The sequence below is a fragment of the Streptomyces sp. NPDC002888 genome, from assembly GCF_042888465.1.
Lineage (GTDB): Bacteria > Actinomycetota > Actinomycetes > Streptomycetales > Streptomycetaceae > Streptomyces.
On sequence record NZ_JBIAPU010000023.1, the window covers coordinates 92,904 to 108,251 of the forward strand.

The 15,348-nt window shown below is 69.2% G+C and carries 14 protein-coding genes and 1 riboswitch; of the genes, 7 read left to right on the forward strand and 7 right to left on the reverse strand.

Annotated features, from left to right (window positions below; translation table 11 throughout):
• Positions 1-5: 5 nt before the first annotated feature.
• A complete protein-coding gene (locus ACFYWX_RS32570; protein WP_389428283.1) occupies positions 6-1,514 on the reverse strand; it encodes a cytochrome ubiquinol oxidase subunit I in 1,509 nt (502 codons plus the stop codon).
• Positions 1,515-1,659: 145 nt separating this feature from the next.
• Positions 1,660-2,739, reverse strand: a complete 1,080-nt coding sequence (hisC, locus tag ACFYWX_RS32575) for a histidinol-phosphate transaminase (RefSeq protein ID WP_389428285.1) — start codon at positions 2,737-2,739, stop codon at positions 1,660-1,662.
• Positions 2,740-3,138: 399 nt separating this feature from the next.
• Between hisC and ACFYWX_RS32580 the strand changes: the two genes are divergently transcribed.
• From ACFYWX_RS32580 to ACFYWX_RS32590, 3 genes are all read left to right on the forward strand, one after another.
• The gene (locus tag ACFYWX_RS32580; RefSeq protein WP_389428287.1) at positions 3,139-4,251 is read left to right on the forward strand and encodes a LacI family DNA-binding transcriptional regulator; all 1,113 of its coding nucleotides are present in this window, start codon (positions 3,139-3,141) and stop codon (positions 4,249-4,251) included.
• 226 nt (positions 4,252-4,477) lie between these two features.
• Positions 4,478-5,560, forward strand: coding sequence for a metallophosphoesterase (locus ACFYWX_RS32585; protein ID WP_389428289.1), 1,083 nt, complete (start codon positions 4,478-4,480; stop codon positions 5,558-5,560).
• 193 nt (positions 5,561-5,753) lie between these two features.
• On the forward strand, positions 5,754-6,623 hold the full coding sequence (locus tag ACFYWX_RS32590) for a hypothetical protein (protein WP_389428291.1): 870 nt from the start codon (positions 5,754-5,756) through the stop codon (positions 6,621-6,623).
• Positions 6,624-6,953: 330 nt separating this feature from the next.
• Here the strand turns inward: ACFYWX_RS32590 and thiC are convergent, their stop codons facing one another.
• A complete protein-coding gene (gene thiC / locus ACFYWX_RS32595) occupies positions 6,954-8,756 on the reverse strand; it encodes a phosphomethylpyrimidine synthase ThiC (protein ID WP_389428293.1) in 1,803 nt (600 codons plus the stop codon).
• A riboswitch (TPP riboswitch) is annotated at positions 8,749-8,926 on the reverse strand. (Overlaps the previous gene by 8 nt.)
• Before the next feature lie 344 nt (positions 8,927-9,270).
• On the opposite strand from thiC, the gene ACFYWX_RS32600 reads away from it, so the two are divergent.
• Complete coding sequence (locus tag ACFYWX_RS32600; RefSeq protein ID WP_389428402.1) at positions 9,271-10,737, forward strand: YibE/F family protein; 1,467 nt, start codon at positions 9,271-9,273, stop codon at positions 10,735-10,737.
• Positions 10,738-10,869: 132 nt separating this feature from the next.
• Here ACFYWX_RS32600 and ACFYWX_RS32605 read toward each other — a convergent pair whose 3' ends face one another.
• The 4 genes from ACFYWX_RS32605 to ACFYWX_RS32620 form a co-directional block, all read right to left on the reverse strand.
• On the reverse strand, positions 10,870-11,307 hold the full coding sequence (locus tag ACFYWX_RS32605; protein WP_037674817.1) for an SsgA family sporulation/cell division regulator: 438 nt from the start codon (positions 11,305-11,307) through the stop codon (positions 10,870-10,872).
• A gap of 99 nt (positions 11,308-11,406) precedes the next feature.
• Complete coding sequence (locus tag ACFYWX_RS32610; RefSeq protein WP_389428295.1) at positions 11,407-12,270, reverse strand: IclR family transcriptional regulator; 864 nt, start codon at positions 12,268-12,270, stop codon at positions 11,407-11,409.
• 198 nt (positions 12,271-12,468) lie between these two features.
• Positions 12,469-12,681, reverse strand: a complete 213-nt coding sequence (locus ACFYWX_RS32615) for a DUF5326 family protein (protein ID WP_389428297.1) — start codon at positions 12,679-12,681, stop codon at positions 12,469-12,471.
• A 156-nt stretch (positions 12,682-12,837) separates the two neighbouring features.
• Positions 12,838-13,155: a cupin domain-containing protein gene (locus tag ACFYWX_RS32620; RefSeq protein ID WP_389428298.1), complete on the reverse strand. Its 318-nt coding sequence runs from the start codon at positions 13,153-13,155 to the stop codon at positions 12,838-12,840.
• Between the two features lie 48 nt (positions 13,156-13,203).
• Between ACFYWX_RS32620 and ACFYWX_RS32625 the strand changes: the two genes are divergently transcribed.
• From ACFYWX_RS32625 to ACFYWX_RS32635, 3 genes are read left to right on the forward strand one after another with little or no spacing between them, the layout of a single operon-like run.
• Complete coding sequence (locus tag ACFYWX_RS32625) at positions 13,204-13,581, forward strand: phage holin family protein (RefSeq protein WP_389428300.1); 378 nt, start codon at positions 13,204-13,206, stop codon at positions 13,579-13,581.
• Between the two features lie 5 nt (positions 13,582-13,586).
• Positions 13,587-14,078 (forward strand): low molecular weight protein-tyrosine-phosphatase, encoded by a 492-nt coding sequence (locus tag ACFYWX_RS32630; RefSeq protein WP_389428302.1) that lies wholly within the window; start codon positions 13,587-13,589, stop codon positions 14,076-14,078.
• Complete coding sequence (locus tag ACFYWX_RS32635) at positions 14,075-15,265, forward strand: cystathionine gamma-lyase (RefSeq protein WP_389428304.1); 1,191 nt, start codon at positions 14,075-14,077, stop codon at positions 15,263-15,265. Before ACFYWX_RS32630 ends, ACFYWX_RS32635 begins: the two co-directional genes overlap by 4 nt.
• Positions 15,266-15,348: the final 83 nt, after the last annotated feature.

A 15,348-nucleotide genomic window follows, 5' to 3' on the forward strand; every position in this document is an offset into this window, starting at 1 on the left:
TCGGCCTAGTACGAGAAGGCCATCGGCTTGTCGGCGTCACGGGAGTCGCCGCCGATCTTCGTGGGCGGGTTGAGGTCGGCCTCGGTGAGCTCGGGCGGCCCGGCCTTGACGTACTTGGCGAGCAGCTTCACCTCGACCACCGCGAGGACGGCGTACAGGGTGGTGAAGACGATCATCGAGGTGAGGACCTCGCCCTGGGAGACGCCGGGGGAGACCGCGTCACGGGTCTGGAGCACGCCGTACACGACCCACGGCTGGCGGCCCATCTCGGTGAAGATCCAGCCCCAGGAGTTGGCGATCAGCGGGAAGCCCAGGGTGAGGATCGCGATGCGCCAGTACCACTTGGTGAGCGTCGGGCCGAGCGCCTTGCCGGGCAGCAGCGCCAGGTGCGGCACCTCGTCGTCGCCCACCCTCAGGTGCTGCGGCAGCAGGAACTTCTTGCGGGTCAGCCACAGCCCGGCCAGGCCGATCGCGAAGGACGTCATGCCGAAGCCGATCATCCAGCGGAAGCCCCAGTAGGCGACCGGGATGTTGGGCCGGTAGTCGCCGGGTCCGAACTTGTCCTGCTCGGCCTTGTTGACGTCGTTGATGCCGGGGACGTACGAGCTGAAGTCGTCCTTGGCCAGGAAGGACAGCAGGCCGGGTATCTCGATGGCGACCTTGTTGTGGCCCTTGTCGACGTCGCCGACGGCGAAGACCGAGAAGGGCGCCGGCGCGTCGCCGTCCCACAGGGCCTCGGCCGCAGCCATCTTCATCGGCTGCTGCTCGAACATGACCTTGCCGAGGACGTCTCCGCTGATCGCGGTGAGCATGCCGCCGATGACCACGGTGACGAGTCCGAGCCGCAGCGAGGTCTTCATCTCCCGCACGTGCTTCTTGCGGGTGAGGTGGAAGGCCGCGATGCCGACCATGAAGGCGCCACCGGTCAGGAAGGCGGCCGAGAGGGTGTGGAACGCCTGGCTGAGCGCGGTGTTCTGGGTGAGGACGGCCCAGAAGTCGGTGAGCTCGGCCCTGCCCTTCTCCTCATTGATCCGGTAGCCGACCGGGTGCTGCATCCACGAGTTGGCCGCGAGGATGAAGTAGGCCGACAGGATCGTGCCGAGCGAGACCATCCAGATGCAGGCCAGGTGGATCTTCTGGGGGAGCTTGTCCCAGCCGAAGATCCACAGACCGATGAAGGTGGACTCGAAGAAGAAGGCGATGAGGGCCTCGAAGGCGAGCGGGGCACCGAAGATGTCACCGACGAAGCGGGAGTAGTCGGACCAGTTCATGCCGAACTGGAACTCCTGCACGATGCCGGTGACGACACCCATCGCGATGTTGATCAGGAAGAGCTTGCCCCAGAACTTCGTCGCCCTGAGGTACTTCTCCTTCTGTGTCCGGACCCAGGCGGTCTGGAGGCCCGCTGTGAGCGCGGCCAGCGAGATCGTCAGGGGGACGAACAGGAAGTGGTAGACGGTCGTGATGCCGAACTGCCAGCGCGCCAGGGTCTCCGGCGCCAAAGCCAGGTCCACGTCGCCGCTCCTTACTTCACACGCTTGTGAATGCGTTCACATTCACAAGCCATTATGCAGCACGTGTTTCCGGCCCTCCAAAGGGGGGCCCCCGTTTCACGTGAAACGGGGACCTGGTAGCCCCTCGCGAGCTCTACAGCGGGCCTTACAGCTCCTTCCGGAACCCTTCCGCCGCCTTCAGGAAGATGTCGTTCCCCTCGGTCTCCCCGACCGTCACCCGCACACCCTCACCGGCGAAAGGCCTGATCACAACACCTGCCTGCTCGCACGCCGCCGCGAAGTCGACCGTGCGCTCCCCCAGCCGCAGCCACACGAAGTTGGCCTGGGTCTCGGGGACCGTCCAGCCCTGGCCACGCAGCGCCTCGACCACGCGCGTGCGCTCACACACCAGGGAGCCGACCCGGCCGATCAGCTCGTCCTCCGCTCGCAGGGAGGCAATCGCCGCGTCCTGTGCGATTTGGCTCACACCGAACGGCACCGCCGTCTTGCGCAGCGCAGCCGCGACCGGCTCGTGGGCGATGGCGAAGCCCACCCGCAGCCCGGCCAGGCCGTACGCCTTGGAGAACGTCCGCAGGACGCAGACATTGGGGCGCTCCCGGTACAGCTCGACACCGTCGGGCACCTCGGGGTCGCGGATGAACTCCCGGTACGCCTCGTCGAGGACGACCAGGACATCGCCGGGCACCCGATCCAGGAACCGCTCCAGCTCGGCCCGCTTCACGACCGTGCCCGTCGGGTTGTTCGGGTTGCAGACGAAGATCAGCCGGGTCCGGTCGGTGATCGCCGCGGCCATCGCGTCCAGGTCGTGCACGTCACCCGGCGTCAGTGGCACCCGTACCGACGTCGCGCCGCTGATCTGCGTGATGATCGGGTACGCCTCGAAGGAGCGCCAGGCGTAGATCACCTCGTCGCCGGGTCCGGAGGTGGCCTGGACCAGCTGCTGGGCCACACCGACCGAACCGGTGCCGGTCGCCAGGTGGGAGAGCGGGACGGCGAAGCGCTCGGACAGCTCGTTCATCAGCCCCGTGCACGCCATGTCGGGGTACCGGTTGAAGTTGCAGGCCGCCGCCGTCACGGTCTCCATCACACCGGGCAGCGGCGGATAGGGGTTCTCGTTGGAGGACAGCTTGTACGCAACCGGGCCGCCGGCCGCGGCGGGCTTGCCCGGCTTGTAGGTGGGGATTCCCTCCAGCTCGGCGCGCAACTTGGGGCTCGTCTCGCTCACCGCAGTCCTCCTCATGACCACCGGCTTCCAATACTCCTCACCCTATGAGGATTGGGCGCCCCTGCGTACTGGTGAGCGGTAATCACCCTCGGCCCCGTCCGCATCAGGGGCATCGCCGAACGAAGCCGTACCAATCAGGGGGCGCGTCATACATATATCTATGCGCCGGTAGCTCACTCCGTGGCGCGCATCCCTCGTCAAGGTGAGTTGAGACCTCTTCGAAACATCGGAGAGTTGGCAGGCTCATGCGTGCTACCACGTCACGTACTGGGCTTGAAACGTTCAACTGGCTTCATTTCCAAGGCGGTTGATGCCATTTGGCCATGCAGAAACGTGCCTGTCAACGCGTGCATATGCGTCCGCCCTACCCCACCGCATGAGCCCTACTATCGGCTCGCCATGACAGCAGCAGGGAAGCATCAGGTGAGCCGCGCGGAAACCTCACGCCGAGGCAGCCGGTCGGGCCGAGCGGGCATCAGGGACGTGGCCGCCGCCGCCGGAGTCTCCATCACGACCGTCTCCGACGCCCTCAACGGCAAGGGCCGGCTCCCGGACGCCACCCGACGCCATGTCCGCGAGGTCGCCGACCGGCTGGGCTATCGCCCGTCGGCCGCGGCCAGAACCCTCCGAACCGGCAAGTCGGGCCTCATCGGCCTTACCGTGACGACGTACGGGGATGAACCTTTCACCTTCACCGAGTTCGCGTACTTCGCCGAGATGGCCCGCGCCGCGACCTCGGCCGCGCTCGCCCGCGGCTACGCGCTCGTCATCCTGCCGGCGACCTCCCGCCACGACGTGTGGTCGAACGTCGCCCTGGACGGCACGGTCGTCATCGACCCCTCCGACCAGGACCCGGTCGTCAGCGAACTGGTCCGCCAGGGCTTACCGGTCGTCTCCGACGGCCGCCCGGCCGGCGCGCTCCCGGTCACGGCGTGGGTCGACAACGACCACGAGGCCGCCGTCCTGGGCATCCTCGACCACCTGGCCGACGCAGGCGCCCGCCGCATCGGTCTGCTGACGGGGACGACGACGGACACGTACACCCACCTGTCGACCACCGCGTACCTGCGCTGGTGCGAGCGTGTGGGCCAGGATCCGGTGTACGAGGCCTACCCGGCGCACGATCCGTGCGCGGGCGCCGTCGCCGCCGACCGGCTGCTCGCCCGGCCCGACCGCCCCGACGCCGTCTACGGACTGTTCGACCCCAACGGCACCGATCTGCTCGCCGCCGCCCGCCGCTACGGTCTGCGCGTTCCGGACGACCTGCTGCTGGTCTGCTGCAGCGAGTCCACCGTGTACGCCAACACCGAGCCGCCCATCACCACGCTCTCCCTCAAGCCGCGCCGCATCGGCACGGCGGTGGTCCAGCTCCTCATCGACGCCATCGAGGGGGTCGAGTCGGACCAACCGGTCGAGCAGGTGATACCGACCGAGCTGATCGTGCGCACCTCCTCCCAGCGTCGTCCGCCGCGGACGACGGTCAGCCCACCGCGGGCGCCCGAGGAGGAGTAGCGCGGGGGTGTGGTCCGCGATGTGGCCAGGCTGTGCCCGGGGGTGGACGAAGCCCGGCCCAATCGGGGCGAAAGCCGCGTGGAACGGGAGCCCTGCCCCGATTCACCACCCCTGGGTCATCACACAGCGCGATCCGCATTCCTATGATGGGCCCACGACACCCGCGGGCCGCTGCGACCAGGCAGTCCGATGCGGTGCAGATGCGGCGCGATGGTGGAGGGGTCTGATGACTCAGGGGGCCGGTCAGGGACCCGAGGTGGAGCGCACGGCGACGTTGCGCGACTTCCGGGTGCCCGCATACGTCCACGAGACCGGTCCGTACGCCCCCAGCACCCACCCGGGCGACGCGATGCGCCCGGTCGAGGAGCCGTTGGAGCACCCGGAGGGGTACACCCCCACACAGCGCGATCTGCCGGTCATCAACCGGGGTGACACGCTCCAGGTGACGGTTGACCCGGCCGTGGCCGCGGCCCCGCAGGCCGCCACCGGCCAGGGCCCCCTCTACGTCGTCGGCGACGTGCACGGCTACATCGACGAGTTGGTGGCCGCCCTGCAGGAGAAGGGGCTGATCGACGCCGCGGGCGAGTGGAGCGCGGGCACCGCGCGGCTGTGGTTCCTCGGCGACTTCACCGACCGCGGTCCCGACGGCATCGGCGTCATCGACCTAGTGATGCGGCTGTCCGCCGAGGCCGCCGCGGCCGGCGGCTACTGCAAGGCCCTCATGGGCAACCACGAGCTGCTGCTGCTCGGCGCCAAGCGGTTCGGCGACACCCCCGTCAACTCCGGCGCGGGTACCGCCACCTTCCAGGCGGCCTGGCTGCTCAACGGCGGCCAGAAGTCCGACATGGACCGCCTCCAGGACCACCACCTGCAGTGGATGGCCCGCCTCGACGCCGTCGAGGAGGTCGACGGACACCTGCTCGTGCACTCCGACACGACCGCCTATCTCGACTACGGCGACTCGATCGAGGCGGTCAACGACACGATCCGCGAGACGATCACCCGCAACGACGCGGACGAGGTGTGGGACCTCTTCCGCAAGTTCACCAAGCGGTTCTCCTTCCGCGACGAGGGCGGTGCCGACGCCGTACGCTCCCTGCTCGACATGTACGGCGGCACCCGCATCGTCCATGGCCACAGCCCCATTCCGTACCTGCTCGGCGAGGTCGGCTCCGAGGAGGGCGAGGACTCGGGCGGTCCCGTGGTCGTAGGACCGCACGTCTACGCCGACGGGCTGGCCATCGCGATGGACGGCGGGGTGACCATGGCCGGAAAGCTGCTGGTCCAGCAACTTCCGCTGGATATCTGAACGTTCACCGGGCAGGCGTCCCCCGACGTCGGAACGGCGGGCGACGGCGCAGGCCAGGGGCCAATTTCCGCAAACCCCCTGTCACCGTGTGCCGTCACCGCTCTACCATCGCCTTATCCGTAGCAGGCTCCCCTCCGTTTCTGCCCGACGGCTCGTTGGCATGCGAGCCCCAAGCCCTACGGAGCATCGGGGGATGCACATGAACAGCGTTCCGCAGCACCTGCACAGCGAGGACCGCCAGGAGTACGAGCGGATCCTCGACGAGGCGCTGCGCTCCGCACCACACCGCCCGGAACTGGCCGCTGTGGGACAGCGGCTCAACCCCGAACAGCTGCGCACCATGGCGCTCAACGCCACCGCACTCATCACGGCGGCCGCGGCGACCGAGTACCAGCACTACGTGAAGGTCCGCGAGGAACTGCGCCATCCGGCGCCGTCCACCCCGTCGTCGGCCCGCGACTCCGGCTCCTCGGAGCCGGACGTGGGCACGACGGGGCTCGCCGCCACCATGGGCCAGGTCGCCGAGACCGCCGGCGCGGGCGCCGTCGCCGTCGTCGCGGTCCTGGCCCCCGTCCTCGCCGGAACGGCCGCGGCGATCTTCCTGCTCGTGGGTTACATCCTGAAGATGCTCGCCCCCGAGCCGGCCTTCGCCCAGACCCTGCTCACCGCCGGTTGGGTGTTCGGCGCCATGACCGCGGCCGCGATCCTCGTCGCCACCGTCGGGCTGCTGCTCACCGCGCTGCGCAACCGCCCCTCGCCGTCGGAGGGTCCGGACGGCGAGCTGAACGAGGAGGTGACGCGGGCCAGGGATGCCTGGGGCGAGGCACTCCTGGAGCGCGGCGTCCTGCCGTTCCTGCGGGACGCCCTGGCCGACCCCGGCACCACCGCCGCACTGCACCGCACGGCCCCGCCGACGCCGACCGGTCGCATCCCGCACCTCGGATACGGCCGTCCCGGCTTCACCAGCCCCGCCGACGACGGAGCCCGCGGCTCACGACCGAGCTTCTCGAGCCCGGACTACACCAGCCCGGACTTCGGGGGCCCGGAACACCAGCCGGAGTAGCCCTCGGCTTGCGCCCCCGCCCAGGGGAGCGCAAGCCACACCGGGTCACGCCGGGTCAAGCCCGAGTCAGTCGGCCGTGCGCCACAACGGCCTCGGGGTCCGCTCCGGGGGTTCGTGGGGACATCCCGGACGGCACCACGAGTCGCCGTCGGCAGCATGACGGGCCATGGCTTCTCTCTCCCGACCCTCCCTCATGGGTGGTTGTGCCGCCGGTGCCCTGCTGGCTGCGACCGGAAGCGCCCCGTTCGCATGGTGGATGGCAGTCCGGCCCGCTACAGCATGGGCCTGCAGACGGGCGTTCGGCGGCGCGGGCCCACTCACTTGTCGGGCTCAGTCCGCGAGCGGCAGATACACCCGGTTCCCGCGCGCCGCGAACTCCTTCGACTTCTGCAGCATCCCCTCAGCGGCCTCCTCAGCCGTCGCCCCCGCAGCCGCCGTACCGCCGAACCGCTCTGTGATGCTTTGGCTGATCTTCATGGAGCAGAACTTGGGCCCGCACATCGAGCAGAAGTGAGCCGTCTTGGCGGGCTCGGCCGGCAGTGTCTCGTCGTGGAACTCCCGTGCCGTGTCCGGGTCGAGGGCCAGGTTGAACTGGTCCTCCCACCGGAACTCGAAGCGGGCGTCGGACAGCGCGTCGTCCCACTCCTGCGCACCGGGGTGCCCCTTGGCGAGGTCGGCTGCGTGGGCGGCGATCTTGTAGGTGATGACACCGGTCTTGACGTCGTCACGGTTGGGCAGGCCCAAGTGCTCCTTGGGCGTGACATAGCAGAGCATGGCCGTGCCCCACCAGGCGATCATCGCGGCACCGATGCCGGACGTGATGTGGTCGTACGCCGGCGCGACGTCCGTCGTCAGCGGGCCGAGCGTATAGAACGGAGCTTCATCGCAGATCTCCTGCTGAAGGTCGATGTTCTCCTTGATCTTGTGCATCGGGACATGTCCCGGGCCCTCGATCATGGTCTGTACGTTGAAACGCTTGGCGATCGTGTTGAGTTCCCCGAGCGTGCGCAACTCCGCGAACTGCGCCTCGTCATTGGCGTCGGCGATCGAACCGGGCCGCAGACCATCGCCCAGCGAGTACGTGACGTCGTAGGCGGCGAGGATCTCGCAGAGTTCCTCGAAGTTCTCGTACAGGAACGACTCCTGGTGGTGCGCGAGGCACCAGGCCGCCATGATCGAGCCGCCGCGCGAGACGATCCCGGTCTTGCGGTTGGCGGTGAGCGGGACGTACGGCAGGCGGACACCCGCGTGGACCGTCATGTAGTCCACGCCCTGCTCGGCCTGTTCGATGACGGTGTCCTTGTAGATCTCCCAGGTCAGTTCCTCGGCCTTGCCGTCGACCTTCTCCAACGCCTGGTAGAGCGGCACCGTGCCGATGGGGACGGGGGAGTTGCGCAGCACCCACTCGCGAGTGGTGTGGATGTTGCGGCCGGTGGACAGGTCCATGACCGTGTCGGCGCCCCAACGGGTCGCCCAGGTCATCTTCTCGACCTCCTCCTCGATGGAGGACGTCACCGCGGAGTTGCCGATGTTGGCGTTGACCTTCACCAGGAACCGCTTGCCGATGATCATCGGCTCGATCTCCGGGTGGTTCACGTTGGCCGGCAGCACCGCGCGACCCGCCGCGATCTCCTCGCGCACCACCTCGGGAGAAACGTTCTCCCTGATGGCCACGTACTCCATCTCGGGTGTGATCTCGCCCCGGCGCGCGTACGCGAGCTGTGTCACCGCCCTGCCGTCGCGGCTGCGGCGTGGCTGCCGGGGCCGTCCGGGGAAGACCGCATCGAGGTTGCGCAGTCCGCCACGTGGTGACGTGTGCTTGATCCCGTCGTCCTCGGGACGGACGGGACGGCCCGCATACTCCTCGGTGTCACCCCGGGAGGTGATCCAGTTCTCCCGCAGCGGTGTCAGGCCCCTGCGGACATCGGTGTCGACGAGCGAATCGGTGTACGGGCCCGACGTGTCGTACAGCGTGACCGTCTGCCCGTTGGTGAGGTGCACCTGACGCACCGGCACCCGCAGATCGGGGCGTGAGCCCTCGACGTACGCCTTGTGCCAGCCGTTGGACTTCCCGGTCTCCCCGCTGACGGAGTTCTGCGTGGAGGCAGGCGTGCGCGCGTCCTTGTTGGTCATGAGACCTACTCCCTACGCCGGCATTACCCGGTAACAGGTTCGGCGGTCGACGCAGCGGTTTCCGTCGGGCGGCGTTTCATGGGAAACATCACGTGTTCCACGTGAAACATCGCTAAGACGGAGGTCAGCGCCCTCTCAGCCCGGTGCTCCGAGCTCCCGCGTGTGCAAAGGTGCCTCCACGCTAGCGTCCTTTGTGGCGCGGTGAACAGTGGGCCTCGGTCGTTCTTGCGATGATCGGTCGGTGACCACGAGAGAGCAGTACCCGTTCCCGCCGCACGAGCCGCCCCGCCGACCTGGCGGCGGAAACGGCAACGGGCGTGGGGACGCGCCTGGTTTCGGCGACGGGCACGATCAGCGAGCCGCGTTCGGTGGCGGCCAGGCCCGCGGGTCCGGCCATGACGTCGGCCAGGACTACGACTTCGCCGGCGGGCCCGAGCACGGTCGCAGAGTCGGCGGGCAGGGGCATGGTCCCGGCGGTGGTGACACACAGGGACACGGCGTCGGCGGCCGACAGGTGCGCGAGCCCGGCGGTGGTGATGGCCGCTGGGGGCCCGGCCCAGAAGGCGGCCGCGGGCCGGGGGCCGGTGGTGGGGACGGCCACGACTCCGGTGGCGGGCACGGCCACGACTCCGGTGGCGGGCACGGGCACGGGTCCGGCGGCAGCGGTCACGGTCACTCGCACAGTCACAGCCACGGTCCGGCCGCCCCCGTCTCCAGGCATCTCCGCAAGGTCATCGCGGCGATCCTGATCCCGTTCGGCGCGGCGGTGGTCATCGGACTCGCGGTGCTGTGGCCCGGAGGAGCCCCGGCGCACGAGCGCACCGGGGTCGGCTTCGACCGGCAGACCCAGCAGGCCACGGTCACCAAGGTCGAGAGCGTGAGCTGCAAGTCGGTGAACGCGTCGGGGGACAACCCGACCGGCGACACCTCCACAGCCGAGGGGTCCTCGGCACAGCAGCAGGCGAACGGCACCTGCAAGAAGGCGACAATCCGGGTCGACACCGGCGACGACAAGGGCCGTACGTTCACGGAGATCGTCCAGCCGGACCAGTCACGGCAGCTGGACGAGGGCGAGAAGGTCGTGGTCGCCTACGAACCCTCGGCGCCGAAGGACCTCCAGTACTCGGTCACCGACGTCAACCGCCGCCTCCCGATGACGGTGCTCGCCGGAATCTTCGCCCTCGCCGTCGTCGTCGTGGGACGGCTGCGCGGTGTCATGGCGCTGGTCGCGCTGGCCATCAGCTTCCTGCTGCTGAACTTCTTCATCCTGCCCGCGATCCTGCAGGGTTCGAACCCGCTGGTCGTGGCCGTGGTGGGGTCGAGCGCCATCATGCTGGCCGCCCTCTACCTGTGCCACGGCCTGTCGGCCCGTACCTCTGTGGCCGTACTGGGCACTCTGATCTCGCTGCTGCTGATCGGCATCCTCGGTTCGGTGTTCATCGACTGGGCCGCGCTCACCGGGAACACCGACGACAACACCGGTCTGATCCACGGCCTGTACCCCGAGATCGACATGAGCGGTCTCCTGCTGGCAGGCGTGATCATCGGCTCGCTCGGTGTCCTCGACGACGTGACGGTCACCCAGACCTCGGCGGTCTGGGAGCTGCACGAGGCCAACCCGACGATGGGCTGGCGGGCGCTGTACCGCGCCGGTATCCGCATCGGCCGCGACCACATCGCGTCCGTCGTCAACACGCTCGTCCTCGCCTACGCGGGCGCCGCGCTGCCCCTGCTGCTGCTCTTCTCGATCGCGCAGAGCAGCGTCGGCACGGTCGCCAACAGCGAGCTGGTCGCAGAGGAGATCGTCCGCACGCTGGTGGGCTCGATCGGCCTCGTCGCGTCCGTGCCGGTCACCACGGCCCTGGCGGCCCTGGTCGTCTCGGCCGACCGTCAGGGAGCGGCGGCACCCGCGGTACCGGCCACCGCGGACACGGGGCCGATTCCGGTACGCGGCGCGAGGGGACGGCGGCGCAAGCGCTGAGGAGGCCGGGCGCCGGGGCGCCGCCCCGCGCCGCCTCCGAGGAGAGGCCACCCCACCTCCGAAAGAAGAAGCGTTCCTGCGCATCCCCCGCCCGTAGCTGAAGCGTTCCGCCTCCGCCGCTGCCACAGGCTTTCAGCCGGCGCTCTGCTCCTCCGCCAGGATGCGGTCCAGGGCCTCGTCGAGGTGTGCGTCGAAGTCGCCGAGCGCCCCCTCCTGGCCCAGCGGCACCAGCTTGTCGGTGCGGTCCAGGAAGGCCACGAGCGGTGCCGTGGAGGAGCGGAAGAGCGCGTGGTCGCAGCCGACCTGAAGCCGGATCAGGACCTCGCCCAACGAGTCCTGTTCGACGGGCGAGACCCGCACATCGCCCTCGCCGCACGGCCGCCCCACCCCGTCGATCAGCAGCTCGCGCCCGAAAGCCCAGGTCACCGGGGCATCACCGGGCAGGTGGAAGGTCAGCCGTACGGCATAGGGATCACAGGCCTCGTACCGCAGCTCGACCGGGATACGGAAAGAGAGCTCCTCGGAGACGAGAAAGCTCATCATGACCTCTGCCTGTACGGACTCGCGCATCGCCTGTCCCGTCATCTGCCGTCAACTGGCCGGGAATAAACCCCTGACACTTGGTGGCATCTTGCTGAACGTACACAGGAGATCACAAGGAGTGAGTTTTCAGATACTGATAGAGAGCGCGAGCGACCCCAGGAACTGCCCCATCTCGTCCTGGAGGCGGTGCACCGCGGGAAGCAGCCGGTCGGCCTGGTGGGAGGGCAGCGAGATGGCGACCGTCGCCGCCGTGGCGCCCAGCGTGATCGGGATCGCCGCGCATACCGTCCCCAGTGCGTACTCCTGTCGTTCGACCACCGGTTCCATCCGCCGCGTGCGTTCCAACCGGCGCAACAGGGCGTGGCCGTCACGCACCGTGTACGGCGTGAGGGACGTCACCGGGTAGCGGTCGAGGTGGTCGCGGCGGGCGTCCTCGTCGAGTTGGGAGAGGAGGCACTGCCCGACGGCGTGCGCGTGACCGGTTTCACGGAAGTCGGCCCACTCCTCCACCGCCGGATTGGCCGTGGTGTCGGAGACGCACATGACCTCGATCTCGCCCTCCCGGTACACCGCGTAGTACACGGGCACACCGATGGAATCGCGCCAGTGCGCGAGCGCGTCGGTGACCGTGCTGCGACGTTTCTGCGCCGCCCCGCTGCTGCTCAGCCGCTCGGCCGCCTCGCCGAGGAAGAACAGCCCCTTCTCGCGGCGCAGATAGCCCTCGTGCACGAGGGTGCGCAGCAAGTGGTAGGCCGTGGGGAGCGCGAGGCCGGTCTCGCGCGCCAGTTGTTTGGCGGGGGCTCCGTGCTGGTGTGCGGCGACGGACTCCAGGAGCCTCATCGCCCGCTGGACGGATCCGATCAGGGTGGCCGCGGAGTGCGCCGGCTCACCGGGTGCCGTGGCGGCTCGGCGCTGCACCGGGGGTGCGGAGGAGCGCGGTTGCCCCTGAGGTCCGTGGAGTTGTGAGGGTGCGGTGTCTACCGTGGCCAAGGGTCACTCCCGAAGCGCGAGGGGGCAGCCCCGTACGAAGAGCACGGGTGGGGGGTGTACGCCGCTCGCGGGGTCGTCCCCGCGTCGAGTTCCGGACTCTAACCGTCCGCCACCGCGTGCGGACGGGCTGTCCGGGAAACTTCCCCCGCCCGGGGGAACGGGTGATTCCCGTTACCGGTCACCGATTGCCCGTACACCTCACCAGTCGCTGCGCGACGACGAGCTCGACGTGAACTTCCGTACCACGTAGATCACTCCGCCGACCAGGGCCACGAAGACCAGGACCTTGAAGAGCAGGCCGATCACGAAGCCGACGACGCTGGCTATCAGCCCGCCGAACACGACCAGGGCGATGACCGGCACCGCGATCCACTTCACCCACCATGGCAGTCCCGCGAAGATCTCTCGCATCGCCCTCGTCCTCATCTCTGTGGCGCCCGGCACGTTCGGTGTGCCGGATGTTCCGATGTCCTGCGATCGATGCTAAGTCCGCGAGGGGTGCCGACGGGGGCCCGGCACCCCTTGTCCTCCCCTGACCGATCCCCTAGGGAACCCCGAGACCGCGGGTCAGGCCTCAGGCGGAGAGAACACCACCAGGACCCGCAGGTCCTCGCTGATGTGGTGGAACTTGTGGGCGACCCCGGCCGGTACGTACACCACGCTGCCGCGTGCCACCTGCGTGGTCTCCAGACCCACGGTGATCGCGGCACGGCCGCTCACGACGAAGTACACCTCGTCCTGGCGGTGCGGGGTCTGCGGATCGTGCTCGCCGGCGTTGATCGCGTACAGCCCGACCGACATGTTGCGTTCCCGCAGGAACTGAAGGTATGCGCCGTCATTGGCGGCTCTCTCCGCCTCCAGTTCATCCAACCGGAATGCTTTCATCACACTCGCCCACACTCGTAGCCGATCTCTTCTGCCACGATCAGACACATGAAGAATTTCGTAGTCAAGACGATCGCCAACGCGGGTGCCCTGGCGGTCGCGGTGTGGCTGCTGGACAAGATCACCCTGACCGGGGACAGCACGGGCAAGAAGACCGTCACCCTGATCGTCGTCGCCCTTCTCTTCGGCCTGGTGAACTTCCTCGTCAAGCCGATCCTGAAGGTGCTGACCTTCCCGCTGTTCATCCTGACGCTCGGCCTGATAACCCTGGTGGTCAACGCGCTGATGCTGTTGCTCACGTCATGGCTGGCCGACAAGCTGGACCTGAGCTTCCACGTCGAGGGCTTCTGGACCGCGGTACTGGGCGGTCTGATCATCTCCATCGTCTCCTGGGCGCTGCACGTCGTCCTGCCCGACAACGACTGACCGCGATGACCTACCGCGTCTGCTTCGTCTGCACCGGCAACATCTGCCGCTCCCCGATGGCCGAGTCCGTCTTCCGCGCGCGCGTGGAAGAGGCCGGTCTCGACGGCCTGATCGAGGTCGACAGCGCCGGCACGGGCGGCTGGCACGAGGGCGACGGAGCCGACCCACGCACCGTCGCGGTCCTCAAGGACAACGGCTACGGCGGTGAGCACACCGCCCGGCAGTTCCAGTCGGCCTGGTTCTCCCGCCTCGACCTCGTGCTCGCCCTCGACTCCGGCCACCTCAAGGCGCTGCGCCGCCTCGCCCCCACCGAGGACGACGCGCGCAAGGTGCGGCTGCTGCGCTCGTTCGACCCCGCCGCGGGCGACGACCTCGACGTACCCGACCCCTACTACGGGGGCATGGACGGCTTCGAGGAGTGCCTTGAGATGGTGGAGGCGGCGAGCACCGGCCTGCTCGCCGCGGTACACGAGCAAGTGGAGGGGCGGGCGGCATGAACGATTCCGCTGCGGATGATCGGGGCGAGTCCGTGGACACCGGCCCGGCGGGCACCGGCTCGGCGGGCACCGGTGAGGGCACGCGTGCGGTGCGCGCCGGACTGCCCGAAGCGGTCAAGTACGAGCCGACCCTGCCCGGGCCGGTGTTCGCCGCCCACTTCCACCTGCCCGGCGAGCCCACCGGCGGGTACGCCTACGGCCGTGACGAGAACCCGACCTGGACCCACCTGGAGCGGGCCGTCGGCGAGTTGGAGGCACCGGGGCGGGACGGCGTCGAGACGCTCGTGTTCGCCTCCGGCATGGCCGCCATCTCGTCAGTGCTCTTCTCCCAGCTGCGCGCCCAGGACGCGGTCGTCCTGCCCAGTGACGGCTACCAGGTGCTCCCCCTGGTCCGCGCCCAGCTGGAGGCGTACGGCATCGAGGTGCGCACCGCGCCGACCGGCGGCGACGCCCAGCTCGATGTCCTCGACGGCGCCAGGCTGCTGTGGATCGAGTCGCCGTCCAACCCCGGGCTCGACGTGTGCGACATCCGGCGGCTCGTCGGGGCGGCACACGCGCGTGGTGCCCTGGTGGCCGTCGACAACACCCTCGCGACGCCACTCGGACAGCGCCCGCTGGAGCTCGGCGCCGACTTCTCGGTGGCGAGCGGCACCAAGCAGCTCACCGGGCACGGCGACGTCCTCCTGGGCTACGTCACCGGCCGCGACGCCGAGACCATGGCCGCCGTACGGCGCTGGCGCAAGATCGTCGGGGCGATTCCGGGGCCCATGGAGGCCTGGCTGGCGCACCGGTCGATCGCCACACTGCAGCTGCGCGTCGACCGGCAGAACGCCACCGCCCTCACGCTCGCCGAGGCGCTGCGGAAGCGGCCCGAGGTGACCGGCCTGCGCTACCCGGGGCTGCCCGACGACCCCTCGCACAAGATCGCCTCGCAGCAGATGCGGCGCTATGGATGCGTCGTCTCCTTCACGCTGCCCACGCGCGCGCGTGCCGAGCGTTTCCTTGAGGCGCTGCGGCTCGTGGACGACGCGACGAGCTTCGGCGGGGTGCGCTCCACGGCCGAGCGGCGCCGCCGCTGGGGCGGGGACGCGGTGCCGGAGGGATTTATCCGTTTCTCGGTCGGGGCCGAGGACCCCGAGGACCTCGTGGCGGATGTGCTGCGCGCGCTGGAGGAGTCGGCGCGGTGACCGGATTACAGACGACCGGTCGGTGTCCCACTACGCACAACGGACGGTCCGAGCCTCCCCCCTCGTGGCTCGGACCGTCCTCG

What these genes read in the sequence shown, in the direction of transcription:
- ACFYWX_RS32580 (WP_389428287.1), top strand. Translation starts at nt 3,139, where the DNA reads ATGACAGCAGCAGGGAAGCATCAGGTGAGCCGCGCGGAAACCTCACGC.
- ACFYWX_RS32585 (WP_389428289.1), top strand. Translation starts at nt 4,478, where the DNA reads ATGACTCAGGGGGCCGGTCAGGGACCCGAGGTGGAGCGCACGGCGACG.
- ACFYWX_RS32590 (WP_389428291.1), top strand. Translation starts at nt 5,754, where the DNA reads ATGCACATGAACAGCGTTCCGCAGCACCTGCACAGCGAGGACCGCCAG.
- thiC (WP_389428293.1), bottom strand. Translation starts at nt 8,756, where the DNA reads ATGACCAACAAGGACGCGCGCACGCCTGCCTCCACGCAGAACTCCGTC.
- ACFYWX_RS32605 (WP_037674817.1), bottom strand. Translation starts at nt 11,307, where the DNA reads ATGCGCGAGTCCGTACAGGCAGAGGTCATGATGAGCTTTCTCGTCTCC.
- ACFYWX_RS32615 (WP_389428297.1), bottom strand. Translation starts at nt 12,681, where the DNA reads ATGCGAGAGATCTTCGCGGGACTGCCATGGTGGGTGAAGTGGATCGCG.
- ACFYWX_RS32620 (WP_389428298.1), bottom strand. Translation starts at nt 13,155, where the DNA reads ATGAAAGCATTCCGGTTGGATGAACTGGAGGCGGAGAGAGCCGCCAAT.
- ACFYWX_RS32625 (WP_389428300.1), top strand. Translation starts at nt 13,204, where the DNA reads ATGAAGAATTTCGTAGTCAAGACGATCGCCAACGCGGGTGCCCTGGCG.
- ACFYWX_RS32630 (WP_389428302.1), top strand. Translation starts at nt 13,587, where the DNA reads ATGACCTACCGCGTCTGCTTCGTCTGCACCGGCAACATCTGCCGCTCC.
- ACFYWX_RS32635 (WP_389428304.1), top strand. Translation starts at nt 14,075, where the DNA reads ATGAACGATTCCGCTGCGGATGATCGGGGCGAGTCCGTGGACACCGGC.